The 16,790-nt window shown below is 59.5% G+C and carries 16 protein-coding genes; 6 read left to right on the forward strand and 10 right to left on the reverse strand.

What is annotated here, in order from left to right; genetic code table 11:
• Window positions 1-19: 19 nt before the first annotated feature.
• The 3 genes from hisS to hisG are packed head-to-tail and all read left to right on the forward strand — an operon-like array spanning window position 20 to window position 3,329.
• Window positions 20-1,567 (forward strand): histidine--tRNA ligase, encoded by a 1,548-nt coding sequence (gene hisS / locus SLH47_RS00490; RefSeq protein WP_320237323.1) that lies wholly within the window; start codon window positions 20-22, stop codon window positions 1,565-1,567.
• A complete protein-coding gene (locus SLH47_RS00495; protein ID WP_320237324.1) occupies window positions 1,567-2,643 on the forward strand; it encodes an ATP phosphoribosyltransferase regulatory subunit in 1,077 nt (358 codons plus the stop codon). The genes hisS and SLH47_RS00495 overlap by 1 nt, the downstream gene beginning before the upstream one ends.
• Window positions 2,637-3,329: an ATP phosphoribosyltransferase gene (gene hisG / locus SLH47_RS00500; RefSeq protein ID WP_320237325.1), complete on the forward strand. Its 693-nt coding sequence runs from the start codon at window positions 2,637-2,639 to the stop codon at window positions 3,327-3,329. The genes SLH47_RS00495 and hisG overlap by 7 nt, the downstream gene beginning before the upstream one ends.
• On the opposite strand, the gene SLH47_RS00505 is transcribed toward hisG, so the two are convergent.
• Genes SLH47_RS00505 through SLH47_RS00515 form a run of 3 tightly spaced genes read right to left on the reverse strand, consistent with a single transcriptional unit; the run spans window position 3,326 to window position 5,534 of the window.
• Window positions 3,326-4,117: a YkgJ family cysteine cluster protein gene (locus tag SLH47_RS00505; RefSeq protein ID WP_320237326.1), complete on the reverse strand. Its 792-nt coding sequence runs from the start codon at window positions 4,115-4,117 to the stop codon at window positions 3,326-3,328. The genes hisG and SLH47_RS00505 overlap by 4 nt on opposite strands.
• Before the next feature lie 39 nt (window positions 4,118-4,156).
• A complete protein-coding gene (locus tag SLH47_RS00510; RefSeq protein WP_320237327.1) occupies window positions 4,157-5,053 on the reverse strand; it encodes a DMT family transporter in 897 nt (298 codons plus the stop codon).
• Window positions 5,054-5,102: 49 nt separating this feature from the next.
• A complete protein-coding gene (locus SLH47_RS00515; RefSeq protein ID WP_320237328.1) occupies window positions 5,103-5,534 on the reverse strand; it encodes a DUF1489 domain-containing protein in 432 nt (143 codons plus the stop codon).
• A gap of 182 nt (window positions 5,535-5,716) precedes the next feature.
• Between SLH47_RS00515 and SLH47_RS00520 the strand changes: the two genes are divergently transcribed.
• Window positions 5,717-7,999 (forward strand): adenosylcobalamin-dependent ribonucleoside-diphosphate reductase, encoded by a 2,283-nt coding sequence (locus tag SLH47_RS00520; RefSeq protein ID WP_320237329.1) that lies wholly within the window; start codon window positions 5,717-5,719, stop codon window positions 7,997-7,999.
• Between the two features lie 398 nt (window positions 8,000-8,397).
• Here the strand turns inward: SLH47_RS00520 and SLH47_RS00525 are convergent, their stop codons facing one another.
• From SLH47_RS00525 to SLH47_RS00540, 4 genes are all read right to left on the reverse strand, one after another.
• Window positions 8,398-9,102 (reverse strand): YafY family protein, encoded by a 705-nt coding sequence (locus SLH47_RS00525; RefSeq protein ID WP_320237330.1) that lies wholly within the window; start codon window positions 9,100-9,102, stop codon window positions 8,398-8,400.
• Window positions 9,103-9,111: 9 nt separating this feature from the next.
• Entirely contained in the window at window positions 9,112-9,417 is a 306-nt protein-coding gene (locus SLH47_RS00530; protein ID WP_320237331.1) for a hypothetical protein, read from the reverse strand.
• A 258-nt stretch (window positions 9,418-9,675) separates the two neighbouring features.
• Complete coding sequence (locus tag SLH47_RS00535) at window positions 9,676-11,307, reverse strand: pyridoxamine 5'-phosphate oxidase family protein (RefSeq protein WP_320237332.1); 1,632 nt, start codon at window positions 11,305-11,307, stop codon at window positions 9,676-9,678.
• 94 nt (window positions 11,308-11,401) lie between these two features.
• Window positions 11,402-11,953 carry a carboxymuconolactone decarboxylase family protein gene (locus SLH47_RS00540; RefSeq protein ID WP_320237333.1) on the reverse strand — a complete coding sequence of 184 codons (552 nt, stop codon included), beginning with the start codon at window positions 11,951-11,953 and terminating at the stop codon, window positions 11,402-11,404.
• Window positions 11,954-12,087: 134 nt separating this feature from the next.
• Here SLH47_RS00540 and SLH47_RS00545 point away from each other — a divergent pair, with 134 nt between their 5' ends.
• Complete coding sequence (locus SLH47_RS00545) at window positions 12,088-12,984, forward strand: LysR family transcriptional regulator (protein WP_320237334.1); 897 nt, start codon at window positions 12,088-12,090, stop codon at window positions 12,982-12,984.
• Window positions 12,985-13,143: 159 nt separating this feature from the next.
• Here SLH47_RS00545 and SLH47_RS00550 read toward each other — a convergent pair whose 3' ends face one another.
• The 3 genes from SLH47_RS00550 to SLH47_RS00560 are packed head-to-tail and all read right to left on the reverse strand — an operon-like array spanning window position 13,144 to window position 15,776.
• A complete protein-coding gene (locus SLH47_RS00550) occupies window positions 13,144-14,889 on the reverse strand; it encodes a sulfate permease (protein WP_320237335.1) in 1,746 nt (581 codons plus the stop codon).
• Window positions 14,890-14,899: 10 nt separating this feature from the next.
• Entirely contained in the window at window positions 14,900-15,457 is a 558-nt protein-coding gene (locus SLH47_RS00555; RefSeq protein ID WP_320237336.1) for a rhodanese-like domain-containing protein, read from the reverse strand.
• Window positions 15,438-15,776: a metalloregulator ArsR/SmtB family transcription factor gene (locus tag SLH47_RS00560; protein WP_320237337.1), complete on the reverse strand. Its 339-nt coding sequence runs from the start codon at window positions 15,774-15,776 to the stop codon at window positions 15,438-15,440. The genes SLH47_RS00555 and SLH47_RS00560 overlap by 20 nt, the downstream gene beginning before the upstream one ends.
• 150 nt (window positions 15,777-15,926) lie before the next feature.
• On the opposite strand from SLH47_RS00560, the gene SLH47_RS00565 reads away from it, so the two are divergent.
• Window positions 15,927-16,790, forward strand: a complete 864-nt coding sequence (locus SLH47_RS00565; protein WP_320237338.1) for an MBL fold metallo-hydrolase — start codon at window positions 15,927-15,929, stop codon at window positions 16,788-16,790.

Genomic DNA, 16,790 nt, shown 5'->3' on the forward strand with positions numbered 1-16,790 from the left:
ACCACAAAGGACGCAGACCATGGCGAAGGACAAAAAACAGCCCCGCCCCAAGGCCGTAACGCCCAAGGGCTTCCGCGACTATTTCGGCGCAGAGGTGACCGCGCGCGCTGAAATGCTGTCAAAGATCGCCGGGGTCTACCATCGCTATGGATTCGACGCGTTGGAGACGTCCGCCGTGGAAACGGTCGAGGCGCTCGGCAAGTTTTTACCGGACGTGGACCGCCCGAATGAAGGCGTTTTCGCATGGGAGGAAGACGGCGACTGGCTTGCCCTGCGCTATGACATGACCGCGCCCCTGGCCCGCGTTGCAGCGCAATATCGCAATGACCTGCCATCGCCTTACCGGCGCTACACGATGGGGCCGGTCTGGCGGAATGAAAAGCCGGGGCCGGGCCGGTTCCGGCAGTTTTATCAATGCGATGCGGATACGGTGGGGACGGCCTCGGTTGCTGCGGATGCCGAGATTTGTGCAATGCTCGCCGACACACTGGAAGAGGTCGGCATTCTACGCGGAGACTACGTGATCCGGGTGAATAACCGGAAGGTACTAAATGGGATCATTCAGGGGCTGCCCATAGCAGAGCATGAGCACCTAATGCCAAAAAACTTTGATGAAATGCTCGATGCAAAGCTGAGCGATCTCCATTTTGCTTCGGCGGATGCTGTACTCAGGAACATCGATAAATATGACAAAGTTGGTCGGGTAGGTGTCATTGAACTATTGACCACTGGGCGGAAGGACCAATCCGGCGCATTTATCGAAGGTGTTGGCTTGTCCAGCGAAAACGCCGAGCGGGTCGTCGCATTTATGGAGGCTCGTGGTTCTACGAACGCAGATACAATTGCGGCACTTCGCACGTTGCTCGGTTCATCGGAAGAAGGCCAAGACGGCGTGAACGAACTTGAGCAAATAGCAAGCCTGCTTGAGGCCCAAGGCTACGGCCCTGACCGCATCGTCATCGACCCCTCCGTTGTGCGTGGTCTCGGCTACTACACGGGTCCAGTTTACGAGGCCGAACTGACCTTTGAGATCAAAGACGAAAAGGGCCGTCCGCGCAATTTCGGCTCGGTTGCCGGTGGCGGGCGCTACGATGACCTCGTCAAGCGCTTCACCGGGCAGGCTGTGCCTGCCACAGGTGTCTCCATCGGCGTGGACCGTCTGCTCGCTGCGCTGCATGCGAAAGGCCGCATCGACAGCACCGCCCAAGGCCCCGTCATCGTCACAGTCATGGACCGCGACCGAATGGCTGACTACCAGACGATGGTTTCTGAACTGCGCAATGCGGGCATCCGGGCTGAGGTCTATCTCGGCAACCCCAAGAACTTCGGCAACCAGCTCAAATACGCGGACAAGCGCCACTCCCCCATCGCGATCATCGCAGGCGGGGATGAGTTCGACAAAGGGGTCGTCCAGATCAAAGACCTGATCCTTGGCGCCGAGATTGCCAAGAACGCGACGCTGGAGGAATGGAAGGACCGGCCCAGCCAATACGAGGTGCCCTATAAGCGTGGTGAACCCGACCAGATGCTCGCCAAAGTGCGCAGCATCCTGAACGGCGACGGCTGATGCCCACCGCCCCGGATACGCTGAGCGAGGCCCGTCGCCTGAGCGATCACTTCGCCGCTCTTGGCGCCCAGGTGGTCAAGGCGGATGTGCTGCAGCCTGCCGACACACTCCTCGACCTTTATGGTGAGGATATCCGCGCGCGCGCCTACCTGACCTCCGACCCGCTGCGCGGCGAGATGGTGCTGCGCCCGGACTTCACCGTGCCCGTTGTGCAGATGCATATGGAAAGCCATGCGGAGCCGGCACGCTACACCTATGCCGGCAAGGTCTTCCGCAAGCAGGAAACGGACGAAACCCGCGCCAATGAATATGTGCAGGTGGGCTATGAGGTGTTTGACGGCCAGAACCCCGCCGCCGCCGATGCCGAAGTATTCGCCGCCATCGCCAATGCGCTGGCCGGCCTGCCCGTGCGGCCTGCGACGGGTGATATCGGCATCCTGACCGCTGCGGTGCGCGGGCTGAAGACGACCGATGCGCGCAAGGCGGCGCTCCTGCGGCATATCTGGCGGCCTGGACGGTTCAAGGCGCTTTTGAAGCGCTATGGCTCTGGCGACATCCCACCGGCGCGTGCGGCTTTGCTGGCGGCGGATGATCCTTTTGCCGATGCTGGCCCCGATATCGGCTTGCGCAGTCGAGCCGAGGTTGCCGCACGCATCGATGCCTTGCGCGCCGATGCCGCCGCGGCCCCGCTCGCGAGTGAGGAAACTGCTCTGATCGACGCGCTTTTGAATCTGCGCGAAACTGTGCCAAACGTGTTGAGTGCCCTCGCCGATATCGCCGTCGATTTGCCAGCCATCGGCCCGGCGGTGGACCGGATGGCCGCACGAATGTATGCTCTGAGCGCGCGCGGCGTGGATGTCGATGCGCTGGAATTCGAAGGCAACTATGGGCGCACATCGCTGGAATACTACGATGGCTTTGTCTTCGGCTTCTACTCCACCCAACGGCCGGACCTGCCGCCCGTAGCCACAGGCGGGCGCTATGATGCGCTGACAGCACAGCTAGGGCAGGGCAGGGCAGTGCCCGCCGTGGGCGGCGTGATCCGACCCGATCTTGTGGTGGGGCTGACATGCTAAAGCTTGGGGTGCCGTCCAAGGGGCGGCTGATGGACAAGACGTTTGACTGGTTCGGGCAACGCGGTGTCACCTTGCGCAAATCCGGGGCGGACCGCGAATATGCGGGTGCGGTGGACGGGATCGACGGGATCGAATTGGTCCTGCTCTCCGCCGGGGAAATTCCGCGGGAACTGGCCACAGGCAATATCCATCTGGGGGTGACAGGCACTGATCTGGTGCGCGAGAAGCTGGCGAATTGGGACAGCAGGGTGGCTGAGCTGGCGCCAATGGGTTTTGGCAATGCGGATCTGATCATCGCCGTGCCGCAGGCTTGGGTCGACGTGGATACGCTCGACGATCTTGACGCCGCCGCCGCTGCATTCCGCAAAACGCATGGCTTCCGATTGCGGGTCGCGACCAAATATCACCGGCTCGTCCGGGAGTTCCTGCGTGAGAATGGCGTCGCCGATTATCAGATCGTCGACAGCCAGGGCGCGACCGAAGGCACGGTGAAGAACGAAACGGCGGAGGCGATTGCCGACATTACCTCAACCGGGGAGACCTTGCGGGCGAACGGTCTGAAGATCCTTGATGACGGGCTAATCCATGCCAGTCAGGCCACGCTCTTGCGGGGCCGGCGGCATGGCTGGACCGACGCGCAACGCCAGAAACTGAAGACGCTGCAGATGGTGCTGGGGATTACCTAACTGGCGGAGGCCGCCATCGCGTCGCGGCAGGCCCCTTCTAGCACGGCAGGTCCATGCCGCGCGGCGTTCAGCGCCGTTTCGGCCTCGGCGCCTTCTGTCGCCTCTCGCGCGATGGCGGCAAGGCTGTAGGTTTGCACCGCCGTGATCCCTTTCAGCACCCGTCGACACAGCGCATGCACGGCAAGGTAGTCGAGATGGCTGCCCAGAAGCCCCGCGCCCTGTTCGGTGCCACCATTGGCATTCGCCTCGCAGGCGGCGGCATCGGTAGACAGGAACGACCGGCAGATCATGGGCCGTGCCTCATAGGCGCGGCAGGCCCGGCTCTCGGGGTCGAGCGCGGGGCAAGCCTGCGGATGCCAGTCGCGCCCGTCGGGTTGACCGGCAAGGGGGCTAAGTGCGGCGTGAAGCTGCGCGGCCTCAAACCCGGTGATCACCCCGCCTTCGCCGCCTGACAGGATGCAGCAAAAGGCACAACCCTCTTTGCAGGCTGCCTTGCGCACGGCATCAGGCGGGGTCTTCAGCATTTCATCGCGGACCGCGTGGCCCAGCCGCCAAGCGGCCTGACCGCTTGCCATTTCGTCCACAACTTGTTTAACGGGCAGGCCGTAGGTTTGCGCGGTTTGCAGGTATGAGGCGAGGATGCGTTTCGCGCGGGTTTCGAGCGTGCCGCTTACCCCTTTGATCCTGCTGCGTTCGACGCGTTGCAAAAGGTCAGCCAGCGTTAGCGCGCCGGATTTCGCCTGCTTTTTTGCCAACCTGCGCGCAGCACGGGGAGAGGTGGGTTTCATGTGGTTTCCTGCATTTATCGGCGCACTATAGGTGGCTCGTCAGGCCCGTCCAGAGGCAGTCTGGCCTTGCTTTGTCGGCCAAAGCTCCAGAATTGCGGCAGCCAATACGAAAAGCCCGCCGATGATCTCCAGGGGCGACAGTGTTTCCTGGGCGATGATGGCAGCGGAGGTGGCACCCACCAGCACTTCTGACATCAACAGGATGCCGGTCCGCGCCGGGTCGAGCCGCATGGTGGCCCATATCAGTGCGATAATGGTCAGCCCCCACCAGAGTGTGCCCGTGCCAAAAGCGATGACGGCGATGCGTCCTGCGTCTGCAAAGGCCGGAGGAGTGGCCATCGCCACGGCGATGACGAGCGAGGCAAATGCAGCCCCACAGGCGAAGACAAAAGCGGCTGCACCGGGTTTGAGAGATGCCCGCGCCCGCATGGCCGTTGAGCTGATGGACCAGAGGATCCCGGAGGTCAGACCCATCCATTCGCCGATGTTGCGCGGGATTGGCCAGTGCCCATCGGCACTGAGCATCAATGCAAGTCCCACCAATCCAACAGCGATAGCGGCAAGCCGCAAGGGCGGGGTTTGCCAGCCGAGGATGTAGCGCCCGATCAACGTGCTCCAGACCGGGGTGAGAAAGAACAGGAGGACGATGATTGCCACGCGCCCATAGACAAAGCCGATGGAATAAAGCGCAAAGGCCGCCCCGCCGAGTGCGATGGCTGCGAGGGTCAGCGGAGATGAGGTACGGAAATCGTACCTATACCGTACCGCGAACGGGAGCAGCACGATCATTGCACTTGCGGTGATCAGGAACGTGCCCCAAGCACCCTCTAATCCAGCATCTGCGAGTGCCCTTACAGGCAACCAGTACAAACCCCACAAAAGGCCGCAGGAAACAGCCAACACTGTCGCGACATGTGTGATCCGCGCGCTTTGCATGAACGCTTAGCTAGCGCAAAGCCGCCGCCGTCACAAAGTGCAAATTTGCCTAGCGGACACCGATGTCGGCAAGCGCTTTGCTAAGTTCCGGTGGCAGTGGTTCTTCTGTCTGGCGCCCCTCTGGCAGGTCTGCCGGCGCATCGGCAGCGGCGAGGTACCGCCAACCCTGAAATGGGCGCTTTGGTGTGGCCTCAACGCGGATCAGGCCCGGCTTGCAAACGATGGCGCAGCGCGTGATCCCGTCCCCCGACAGATATTCATCCAGTCGCAGTATTGGTTGACGACAAAGGATGACGCCCTTGATTACCCAGAAGATTGAGCCGCCGTTTAGAATCTCGCTCCCACGCTTCGGCCACATGCGGGTGACATGGCGTGGCAAGCCATCATCGGTTTGGGCGCGTTTGGTGGCCTGCCAAGCGGCAAGGCCCGCGATATCATCCGTCCCGACCGATAGCTTGACTAGATTTACGTAGCTTGCCAATTCTCACCCCAAGATGTAGTATGTGGTTTCCTGTTTACCGCGCTACAGACGATTCTGAAAGTAGCGTCCTGCGCCCCTGTTTCAATCCACCGCGCCTGCCAGTTCTGATTGACCAACAGGGGTGCGCCTGTCAAAACTGAACGCCTGCAACCGCCGCCACAACCCGATGCGAGGATCGCCCGATGAGTGCATTTGCTGCCCCGATTGCCGAACAGATCTGGGATATGAAATACCGCTTCAAAGAGGCTGACGGAACGCCAATCGATCAGACGGTTGAAGATACATGGCGGCGCATTGCCCGGTCACTGGCGGAAGTCGAGGACGACCCGCAGGCTTGGGAAGACAAGTTCTACGACGCTTTGGTGGATTTCAAATATCTGCCCGCAGGTCGCATCACCGCAGGCGCCGGCACCGCACGGTCGGTGACCCTATTCAATTGCTTCGTGATGGGCACCGTGCCCGACAGCATGAGCGGCATTTTTGACATGCTGAGAGAGGCTGCACTGACCATGCAACAAGGTGGTGGGATTGGCTACGATTTCTCGACCATCCGGCCCAAAGGTGCTGCGGTTGAAGGTGTGGCAGCCGATGCCTCCGGTCCGCTCAGTTTCATGGATGTCTGGGACGCGATGTGCCGCACGATCATGTCCGCAGGCTCTCGTCGCGGGGCAATGATGGCCACGATGCGTTGCGATCACCCGGATGTTGAAGACTTCATTATCGCCAAATCGGACCCCGCGCGCTTGCGCATGTTCAACATGTCGGTGCTGGTGACCGACCCGTTCATGGAGGCGGTGAAGGCCGACAAGCCGTGGGATTTGGTGTTCGGCGACAGGGTCTACAAGACCTTGCAAGCTCGTGATCTGTGGGATGCGATCATGAAGTCGACCTATGATTACGCCGAACCCGGCGTGATCTTCATCGACCGCATCAATCAGATGAACAACCTGAACTATTGCGAAACGATTGCGGCGACCAACCCCTGTGGTGAGCAACCCTTGCCGCCTTACGGCGCCTGTCTGCTGGGCTCAATCAATCTCGCCCGGCTGGTGGCCGACCCGTTTGAAGACGCGGCAGCACTGGACGAAGCGGCCCTGACCGATCTGGTAACGACCGCCGTCCGCATGATGGACAACGTTGTCGACGCTTCGAAATTCCCTCTGGAGGCGCAGCGGCAGGAGGCACAAGCCAAGCGCCGGATTGGGCTGGGCGTGACGGGCCTTGCCGATGCGCTGCTGATGGTCGGGCTGCGCTATGGCTCTAAAGAGGCGGCGCGTCAAACTGACCGCTGGATGCACGCAATCGCCCGCGCCGCGTATCTGGCGTCGGTCGATTTGGCAAAGGAAAAGGGCGCTTTCCCACTGTTTGACGCGGATCAGTTTCTTGCAAGTGGATCAATGCAGCACATGGATGAAGATGTACGAGAAGCCATCCGTAAAAATGGCATACGAAATGCGCTTCTGACGTCCATTGCGCCAACCGGCACGATCAGCCTTTATGCAGGCAATGTGTCCTCTGGCATCGAGCCCGTTTTCGCCTATGCCTATACCCGCAAAGTGCTGCAGAAAGACGGGTCGCGGACCGAGGAAGAAGTGGTCGACTACGCCGTCCAACTGTGGCGCGACCTGAAGGGCGACGCCCCTTTGCCCGACCATTTCGTTAACGCCCAAACCCTCGCGCCGCTCGATCACGTGCGCATGCAGGCGGCGGCGCAGAAATGGATCGACAGCTCGATCTCCAAAACCATCAACTGCCCCGAAGATATCGGCTTTGACGATTTCAAAGAGGTCTACATGGCCGCGTGGGATCAGGGCTGCAAAGGCTGTACGACTTACCGACCGAACGATGTGACGGGGTCGGTTCTGTCGGTGTCCGAAGAGGCATCGCCTTCAGAAGTGCCAGCGCAGGTTCGTGATGGCGAAACGGGTGCCGAGGTGGTCTATATGTCGGAGCCTCTGGACCGGCCGCAGGAACTGGAGGGGGCAACCTACAAGCTGAAATGGCCCGATAGTGAACATGCAATCTACATCACCGTGAACGATCTGGTGATAGCCGGCCACCGTCGCCCTTTTGAGGTGTTTATCAATTCCAAGAATATGGAGCATTTCGCGTGGACGGTTGCGCTGACACGGATGATCTCGGCCGTGTTTCGGCGCGGGGGCGATGTGTCATTTGTGGTAGAGGAACTCAAGGCTGTATTCGATCCGCGCGGCGGTGCCTGGATGCAGGGCAAATACGTGCCCTCAATCCTGGCCGCGATTGGTGGCGTAATTGAGAAGCACATGATCTCGATCGGCTTTCTCGCCGGTGAAGGTATGGGTCTGAAAGCCGACCCGCAAGCAGACGTGGTGGTCATCAATGGCGGGCCACGTGGTAAGGCCTGTTCATCCTGCGGGTCCTACGAAATGCGGATGATCGAAGGCTGCATGACTTGCGGCGCCTGTGGGTACTCCAAATGTAGTTAGCCATTCGATAGTGTAATTGACATGTGAAACGCGTAACCCGACATGACCATTTGGGTCACGAAACGGCCTCTGTTTCAACTCCCGATATTCGCGGCGACTGGATAAAACAATTTCAATTCAACGGATTAGCTTTCTCGAAGCAAGTCTTCGATCTCAGAGACAAGCGCGGTCATCGTGGTCTCGATCCTATTGAAATTGCTGGCACTTGATGACACACCGGAAGAACTCGGGGCTCACTGCATCAAGTTCATGGGTGATGAATGCCCCGACCATTGCGTAGTGCAGCAGATAGCATATGGTGTTGTATCCTATTCGACGAAAGGCGACGGGTACCAAAGAGATATGGCAGCTGGCCGACGACGGTTTGCAGTAATACCGCAAGATCATACGAACTGGGCTCAGGAACTCTGATTGGGTTTTTGCGCCATTTCGGCCTCTACTTTCTCCAGATATCTAGAAAACAGCTTACCATCTTCATCGTCAAAATGAGTTCCAGAGCGGTGGCAGTAAGTGACGCAGTCAATCCGAAATGACCGGAAGTCGTTCCGCTTTTCGCACCAGCAGGTTAGCGTCCAAACACGCCCCCAATATGCATTCTGTAGCGGCCAGACGATCCGCGTAGAAGTCTTGTTGTTGAGGGACCGATACGAAATCTCCAGCTTTTCGCTGTTCCGAATTGCGGTGCGGATACATGGCATATGCTCAAATCCGATCTTCGCTTGTGCGAAGGGATAGACGCCAAAACCCCAACTTTTGGGAGCCGTCCCCTTGGCCGTCGCCACTTTGTCAATTTTCTTGGTAAGCGCGGCTGCAGCCCTCTGCAACTCTGTGTCAGCAGCTTCGGACACAATGGCCATGCCGAGGTGCAACGCTTCCAATTCTGTCAAAGAGAGGTTCATCGGCGGCAGAAACACCGGCTCCCGCAGCATGTACCCAACGCCACGCTCACCATCTATCGGAACCCCGGAGGCAACAAGCGTGTCGAAGTCCCGATAAATCGTGCGCACCGAAACCTCTAGCTTCTCGGCAATGTCGCGAGCGAGGTGTAGGCGACCGTCCTGCACGATCTCAATGATCTCGGAAAGACGGTCGCTTCGGCGCATTATACCCTCTTAGTTCACACTGATTTCAAGGGTTGTATGATGCAAGACAACGCTTCGACCGTCGATTGCTTTCATGCAGGTCTCAAGTGCCGGTTCGGAACCAATCTTTGATGCAGCCGCTTGGGCGGCTTCGAGCGTCTCCCATTCCACATGTTCAACCCACAGCCCATCGTCGCTGCAGGACAAATGCCGCGCAACAAATCCATCCTGTTTTTGAGCAAAGTCAGTAATCGCTTCAGCAGCCTTAGCGAATTCGTCACCGCTCATGCTATCGTTCAGTTTGAATGTGACGGTTTCAATTGTATGTTTCGTCATGTCTTGTGTCCTCAGATCGTTTAACGAGACTAACCTAGCTGATGACAACTGTCATTTTGTGTCAGTTGATCTGTCTTGAGAAATCAAAATCTGCGAGTTGCCGACAACGTTCCCCATACGGGACAATCGCCGCACTGCAGGAAATTGAGAAAAGCGGGCTCACAGTTCCCTTTCGTGTTAGTGGTTTGCCTCGGCATTTTGCATAGGCAGCCTACACGATTGCGCCCGTAGTGTCGTTTGAACAATCGATGGCTGGTCTTAATGAGACGGCCCGAACGTCTCGTAATGGATCCGTTCTGGCGCGATTCCTGCAGCTTCCAGGCCAGTCTTCAGATCGGCCAGGAACGGCGCCGGACCGCAGAGCATGTAATGCGCCTCCGCTCCGACGTTCAACTGCACGAGCCCTTCAGCAGACATCCGACCTTCGATTTGGTAATCCACGCCGATTTGATCGTTCGGGCGGGGTCGGGTGTAGTGCACCTGTGTTTTCAAGTTGAGATGTTTGGCAGCCAAGGCCGCAACTTCCGACTTCAGGGCGTGATGCGCGCCGTCGCGGGTGCCATGCACGTACCAGACCGGGCGGGGCATCCCCGCGCTGATCGCCGCATGCAGCATCGAAACCATGGGCGTCAGCCCGACCCCGGCACTCACAAGGACCAGTGGACTTGTGTCGTCGGGGATCACAAAGTCGCCCGATGGTCGCCGTGCACGGATCAGATCACCGACCTCTACCGTGTCATGCATGTGCCGTGACGCGAGGCCTTGCGGCTCCCGCTTGATGCTGAGCCGGTAGGTCCTTTGCCCCGGCGCGGCCGACAACGAGTAGCTGCGGCCGACTGGGGCAGACTGACCCGGGATGTCCAGTTCCACCGGCAGATGCTGGCCTGCTTGGAAGGGCTCCAACGGCCGGCCATCGGCTGGCGCAAGATGAAATGAGGTGATCTCGGCCGTCTCCTTGATCTTGGCAGTCACAACCAGATTGCGCAGATCACGATCGTCCTTGGACCAGCGCAGCGACAGGGCGGCGGGGCGATCGATGACCGCTTCGATGGTGACATCGATCATGCGCATGGCATTCGGGTCGTGGCTGTCCCGAGCGTCCCAGTCGACGCGCGCACGGCCAGAGATGTGCAGTAGTCCGCCGGTTTCGAAATCTACGAAAACAAGTCCGATCCGCGGGTTCTCCAAGAGATTGCCGATAGTGTTGAAGAAATTGTTGCCCGCGTAGTCCGGGATGCGCAGATGCGTGCCGTCCGTCACCGTCACGAAACCGGGCGCGCCCCCACGGTGGGAGGCATCGAAACCGTTTGACGGATGAGCGTCACGGCCCCTTTGGCCTGTCCCAATGAAAAGCGTGTCGGCGGCGTGGATGCGCGCGATCTGGTTCGCGTTCAGCGCGGAAGACCGCGTCGCTTGGAGTGGCTCTTGTGCTGTGACCCGTCGCCAAGCCCGCTCATGGATGTATTGCGGGCAGTTGCCGAAGTTCTGGCTTACATCGATAGCAAAACCGTTTGAATGCGGTCGGGTCGTGCCACTCAGCCGGTTGCGGCGGCGCGTCGAAAGCTCGATGCCCAAAAGACCGACATCGCTGCCGCCGATCAGGGACTGTGCCAGTGGATCCTGGCGGTCGGGCGTCGCCGCGATCTCCAACGTCCCCGCATCGGGCGATTGGATAAAGCGGTCGGGTCCGTCCAGCAGAGTGACCCAATGCCGCCCGGCTTCATCCGCGCCAGCAAGCACCAAAAACGGCAGTTGCGTGAAGAATGCACGGTGTTGGTCCGGCATCGAGGGCCGGATGAACCCGGCCGCCCAGTCGGCGACACCTGACGCACCCGCGCGGGCCTGCGCCTTAAGCTCTCCGGCATGAAAAGGATTGGTGTGCTGCAACATGGTGACCTCCTGGGGTGGTTTGGCAGCGCGGCCGCAGGTCTCGACCTCTGGCAGCGCTGCTTGTTTTTTTGTCAGGTGTGCGAGTGGCGCCGCCTCAGGCGGCCTCTGCGAGTTCCACGACCGGGAAGTCGATATCCGTCTTGAAGACCTCGTTGATGTAGTTGGTCAGGACGTTCAGCGCGACGTGCGCCACGATCTCCACGACTTCGGCGTCGGAATACCCGGCTGCCTTAACGCTCGAGATGTCATCGGCCGAGACCTGCCCGCGGTTCGTGGCAACCTTCACCGCAAAGGCAACGGCGGCGTGCGCCTTGGCATCCGATGAACTGCCAGCCCGGTTCGCGGCCAGCTCCGCCTCGTCCAGCTTCGCGAAGGTCTTGGCGAGGAAGGTGTGCGCGCTGTTGCAATAATCGCAGCCATTGGTGTTGGCGACGGCCAGGGCAATTCGTTCGCGTGTCGCGGCGCTGATCTTGCCTTTCTGAAGGGCGCCGTTCAGGCCCAGATACCCCTCCAGCGTCGCCGAGCTGTTGCCGATCAGGCGGAACATGTTCGGCGCGGAGCCGAGCATTTTTTCGACGCCTTTCAACAGGGGCTGGCTTGCTTCGGGCGCGTCGGAGATGGTGGCGGGTGTGGTGATGCGGGACATGATGAATTCCTTTCTAGGTTCGGTTTGGGTTGGGGCCGTGTTGGCCATGCCCGAAAGCTAGATTGCGACACCGGGCAAATGAATATATCATATTCGAAAGACATTATTTCGGAAAGTAGTGAGAATAGGTTTCCATGGACCGTCTGCAAAGCCTTGAGGTGTTCATTGCGGTCGCTGAAGCAGAGAGCTTTGCGGGTGGTGCACGTATTGTTGGGCTCAGTGCGCCGTCGGCGACGCGCGGCGTGAATGCGCTGGAGGAACGGTTGGGCGCACGCCTGTTCACCCGAACGACACGGCGCGTGCGGCTCACGGATGTGGGGCAGGCCTATTTGGAGGATGCCCGTCATATCCTGACTCAGTTACAGGCCGCCGATGCCGCCGCCGCCGGGGCTGCGACAACGCCGGTCGGAAAACTGCGGCTCACCTGTTCCAACGAGTTCGGGCGCATCTACGTGGCGCCGATCCTGACCGAGTTTCTCGACACGTTCGCTGACGTTACGGCCGATGTTCTGATGGTCGACCGGGTCGTGAACATGGTGGAAGAGGGTTTCGATGTCGCCGTGCGTATTGGGGAGCTACCGTCGTCGAGCATGTCCGCTGTGCGCGTCGGGACAGTGCGGCGCATCATTTGCGGTGCACCGGAATACTTCGCCCGTCACGGGATTCCAGAGACTCCGTTGGATTTAGGCGCGCATGAGATCGTCTCCGCGACACCCGTCAGCCCGGGCACGGAATGGCATTTCGGTCGCGACATGCAGGACGCCGTGCGCGTCACGCCACGATTGACCGTCAGCAGTGTCGCCGCCGGCATCGAGATTGCCCGACAAGGATGGGGGTTGGTCCGTGTTCTGTCCTATCAAATCGGCCCAGATCTAGAAGACGGAACATTAAACTCCGTCCTGGACCAATACGAACCTGAGCCGCTGCCGATCCACCTGGTGCATGTCGACGGTCGCCGCGTGCCCGCGAAAGTCCGTGCCTTTTTGGACTTCGCGAAGCCGCGGTTAAGGCGCGTGCCCGGGCTATCTTAAAACAGACCTGAAAATGGCCTGCTGCCCTGCAGCGCAAACGGGTCTTCATCGACACCGTCAGCGCCAGAGTTGTTCAATAAATAATGCATAACGGCGGACATATCAAAAGACACGAATGGCGCCGATGGGCGCTTGCTGACCTCTTATGTTCACGCTCCCTCAGGCAACCTGCACCCGCGGTGCCGAGGTTAGTTCGCGCATCGCCTCATGGGTGCTGAGGAAGACGCGGCCGTTGCCAAGACGATTGATGAATGCGACCCGCTCAAGACCATCCATAACTGGCCCTTTCACCTCCGCGAAATGCAGGGTCACACGCGCATCGTGCAACCGGTCAGCCAGTGTTTCCAGCGTCTCGAGTGCGCTGGCGTCGATAAAGTTCACCGCACTCATGATCAGGACGAGGTGGTCGATCTCAGGGTGGTCTGCCACGCGGGCGAGAAGCTGATCTTCGAGATAGGCCGTGTTGGCGAAGTAAAGGCTTTCATCTACCCGTACCATCAGCACTTTGGGATCGGTCTGCACCTCGTGCCGCAAAACGTTGCGGAAATGCTCGGTCTGTCCGACACGACCGACCTCGGCCATATGCGGCCGGCTGGTGCGCCACAGATAAAGCGCGATGGACAGCGCGGCGCCAAAGACAATGCCAAGCTCGACGCCGATTGATAGCACCGCAACGAATGTGGCCACCAGCGACGCTGCATCGGCCTTGTTGTAGACCCACGCCTCCCGCAGCGTTTTCAGATCTATCAGGTTCGCGACGGCGACAACGATAATCGCCGCAAGCGTTGCTTTCGGCAAAAAATACAGGAGTGGGGTCAGTAACAGAACCGTCACAGCAATCAGGGCAGCGGTGATGATCGACGCCATCGGCGTGACGGCCCCTGCAGTGAAGTTGACAAGCGACCGGCTGAAGCCGCCGGTGACGGGGTAACCGCCCGTCATGGATGCGCCGATATTAGCGGCGCCAAGGGCGATGAGTTCCTGGTTGGCGTCGATCTTCTGGCGGCGTTTGCTGGCCAGCGATTTCGCAACCGACACGCTTTCGAGGAAGCCGACCATGGCGATCAAGGCGGCCGCCGGCAGAAGTTGCTGCACCAAGGCGAGATCGAGGCTGGGCATCGTCAACGGCGGTAGTCCGGCGGGGATATCAGCGACGATTGCTACGCCCGCACTCCGATCGAGCCCCAGAAACCAGACCGCCAGCGTAGTCACCAGAACGGCCATCAAGGGACCGGCCTTGCCCACAGCATCCGCTGTTGCCGCACCCACCCCGAAGGATTTGAGCGCCAGAGCCACCCGCGACTTGAAAAGCAGAAGGATGATCAAAGAGGTTACTGCAATCGTAAAGGTCACTTGATTGAGCTCACCAATATGACGGGCCGCATGGGCGAGCGTTTCGGTGATGTGATGACTGCGTGGGATATCGAAGCCCAGAAGGTGCTTAAGTTGCGCAAACCCGATCACGAGCGCTGCCGCGCTTGAGAAGCCGGAGATAACAGGATGGCTGAGGAAATTGACGAGGAAGCCAAGTCGCGCAAGCCCCATCCCTAGAAGGATCGCGCCACTCAGAAACGCCAACAGCACCGCACCGGCGAGGTAGCCTGCACTTCCGGCCTCGGTGATTTCACCAAGTGTCGTGGCCACCATCAAAGACACGATGGCCACCGGCCCGACAGCGAGTGCCCGGCTGGAGCCAAGCAACCCGTAGAAGACCAGCGGCACGATACTGGCATAAAGCCCGACCTCGGGCGGCAACCCGGCCAGCAGCGCATAGGCCATGCCTTGCGGCACCAGCATAATGGCCACAATCAGTCCGGCCATGCCGTCGCTCGCAAGGGCGGAACGGCCGTAGCCCGGCAACCAGTCAAGAATTGGCAGATACCGCCCGAGGTTTCGTGTGGACATGGTCTTCTTCCTAGATCAGGGCCGGATCTGCGACGGCCTGCTGGCCTGAAATGACGCGATTCCAGGGCATGTGCTTCAAGATGCTCGCCATGGCGCAGGTACCGGTAAGCCCGGCCTGTGTCAGACCCGCGCCGACAAACGCGCTGAGCGCGGCAAACCAAGGGTTGATTAGGACGGCAAGAACCAGCCCCAACAGCACGAGGCTGCCTGCAGCAATCTGCACCTGCCGCATGATACTGATCGGGGCACGTGCATTTTCGTTGACCTTGTAACCAGCCTCTCGCCAGCCTTGGATGCCGTTTTCGAGTTGGTAGACCTCGCGAAAGCCCGTCTGAAGGATTTGCGGTGCGGCGGCTTCCGTCCGACCGCCCGAACGGCAGTGGAACACGGCGATCTTGTCATGGTCCTTTGGAAAGTCATCCGGATTGAAACCGGAAAGTGGCACGAGATGCGCCTCCGGCACATGTTCCTTGATCCATTCGTCGGGCTCTCGCACATCGATCAGAACGGCCTTGCCGGACGTCAGCAGATCATTGGTCTTTTTTGCGTCAATTGTCATGAGTGTCATCGTGTCTCTCCTTTCCATCCGCTGCATCACCGCAGTATTTTGCGTACAGAAACTCCAGAACCTCGGCGACGTTCGGATCGACGATGCGGTAGAACATCGTTTGGCCATCGCGGCGGGGTTTGACGATCCGCTCCCGTCTGAGGACCGCAAGCTGCTGGGACACGGCCGTGTCCCGCGCATCTATCGCTTCTGCCAGTTGGCCGACTGATTTTTCGCCTTCGGTCAACAGACACAGGATCATCAGACGGCTCTTGTTCGACAGGAGGGTCATCAATTCGCAGACCTGATCTGCGGCGGAGTTCATTTCTTTTATCTTCATACTTGCGCAGATAAGAAGGCATTCCTACCTGTTCAAGAGCAAAAAGCTGAATTCGACCGTAGGCCGATTCATTTGCCCGGGATTGTCATTGATCAATCGGCGCAAAGAAAACCGCCGCTAGAGTCGAAGAAACACAGAAAGGAACACATCATGAAACCTGAAGTGAAGGCATTCCTCGACGAAGCCACCTTCACGGTGTCTTACGTCGTCAAAGACCCCGAGAGCGACAGTTGCGCGATCATTGACTCAGTCCTTGACTACGATCCGAAATCGGGGCGCACGGACACGACATCTGCTGATGCGATTATCGCCTATGTCAAGGAAAACCGCCTGAAGGTCGCGTGGCTGCTTGAGACGCACGCCCATGCCGACCACCTGAGCGCGGCGCCCTACATCCAGAAAGAACTTGGCGGCACAACCGCCATCGGCGCGCATATCACCGAGGTGCAGGATGTCTTTGCCAAGCTCTTCAATGTCGAAAAGGGCTTCCAGACAGATGGCCGCCAGTTCGAACACCTGTTTGAGGACGGCGAGACCTTCAAGATCGGGGAGATGGAGCTAACCGCGATGCACACGCCGGGCCACACACCCGCTTGCATGACCTATGTGGCGGATGGTGCGGCCTTCGTTGGCGATACGCTGTTCATGCCGGATTATGGAACGGCCAGAGCCGATTTCCCGGGTGGCGATGCGCGCACGCTTTATCAATCCATCCAGAAGGTTCTCGCTCTTCCGGACGAGACGGTCCTTTACATGTGTCATGACTACAAGGCACCGGGTCGCGACGAATATGCCTGGGAAACGACCGTCGCGGAACAGAAATCCGCAAACGTCCATGTCGGCGGCGGCAAGTCTGAGGATGAGTTCGTCACCATGCGCGAAGCGCGGGATGCAAAGCTGGATATGCCGACGCTGATCCTGCCGTCGGTGCAGGTGAACATCCGCGCAGGTGAGATGCCGCCAGCTGAAGATAACGGCGTTTCTTACCTAAAGATCCCGATCAACCAGCTTTGA

It is taken from the genome of Cognatiyoonia sp. IB215182 (genome assembly GCF_033963905.1).
In the GTDB taxonomy this organism is placed as follows: domain Bacteria; phylum Pseudomonadota; class Alphaproteobacteria; order Rhodobacterales; family Rhodobacteraceae; genus Yoonia.

What these genes read in the sequence shown, in the direction of transcription:
- SLH47_RS00505 (WP_320237326.1), bottom strand. Translation starts at nt 4,117, where the DNA reads ATGAAACCCACCTCTCCCCGTGCTGCGCGCAGGTTGGCAAAAAAGCAG.
- SLH47_RS00550 (WP_320237335.1), bottom strand. Translation starts at nt 14,889, where the DNA reads ATGTCCACACGAAACCTCGGGCGGTATCTGCCAATTCTTGACTGGTTG.
- SLH47_RS00535 (WP_320237332.1), bottom strand. Translation starts at nt 11,307, where the DNA reads ATGTTGCAGCACACCAATCCTTTTCATGCCGGAGAGCTTAAGGCGCAG.
- SLH47_RS00530 (WP_320237331.1), bottom strand. Translation starts at nt 9,417, where the DNA reads ATGACGAAACATACAATTGAAACCGTCACATTCAAACTGAACGATAGC.
- SLH47_RS00560 (WP_320237337.1), bottom strand. Translation starts at nt 15,776, where the DNA reads ATGAAGATAAAAGAAATGAACTCCGCCGCAGATCAGGTCTGCGAATTG.
- SLH47_RS00540 (WP_320237333.1), bottom strand. Translation starts at nt 11,953, where the DNA reads ATGTCCCGCATCACCACACCCGCCACCATCTCCGACGCGCCCGAAGCA.
- SLH47_RS00545 (WP_320237334.1), top strand. Translation starts at nt 12,088, where the DNA reads ATGGACCGTCTGCAAAGCCTTGAGGTGTTCATTGCGGTCGCTGAAGCA.
- SLH47_RS00565 (WP_320237338.1), top strand. Translation starts at nt 15,927, where the DNA reads ATGAAACCTGAAGTGAAGGCATTCCTCGACGAAGCCACCTTCACGGTG.
- hisS (WP_320237323.1), top strand. Translation starts at nt 20, where the DNA reads ATGGCGAAGGACAAAAAACAGCCCCGCCCCAAGGCCGTAACGCCCAAG.
- hisG (WP_320237325.1), top strand. Translation starts at nt 2,637, where the DNA reads ATGCTAAAGCTTGGGGTGCCGTCCAAGGGGCGGCTGATGGACAAGACG.
- SLH47_RS00510 (WP_320237327.1), bottom strand. Translation starts at nt 5,053, where the DNA reads ATGCAAAGCGCGCGGATCACACATGTCGCGACAGTGTTGGCTGTTTCC.
- SLH47_RS00525 (WP_320237330.1), bottom strand. Translation starts at nt 9,102, where the DNA reads ATGCGCCGAAGCGACCGTCTTTCCGAGATCATTGAGATCGTGCAGGAC.
- SLH47_RS00495 (WP_320237324.1), top strand. Translation starts at nt 1,567, where the DNA reads ATGCCCACCGCCCCGGATACGCTGAGCGAGGCCCGTCGCCTGAGCGAT.
- SLH47_RS00555 (WP_320237336.1), bottom strand. Translation starts at nt 15,457, where the DNA reads ATGACACTCATGACAATTGACGCAAAAAAGACCAATGATCTGCTGACG.
- SLH47_RS00520 (WP_320237329.1), top strand. Translation starts at nt 5,717, where the DNA reads ATGAGTGCATTTGCTGCCCCGATTGCCGAACAGATCTGGGATATGAAA.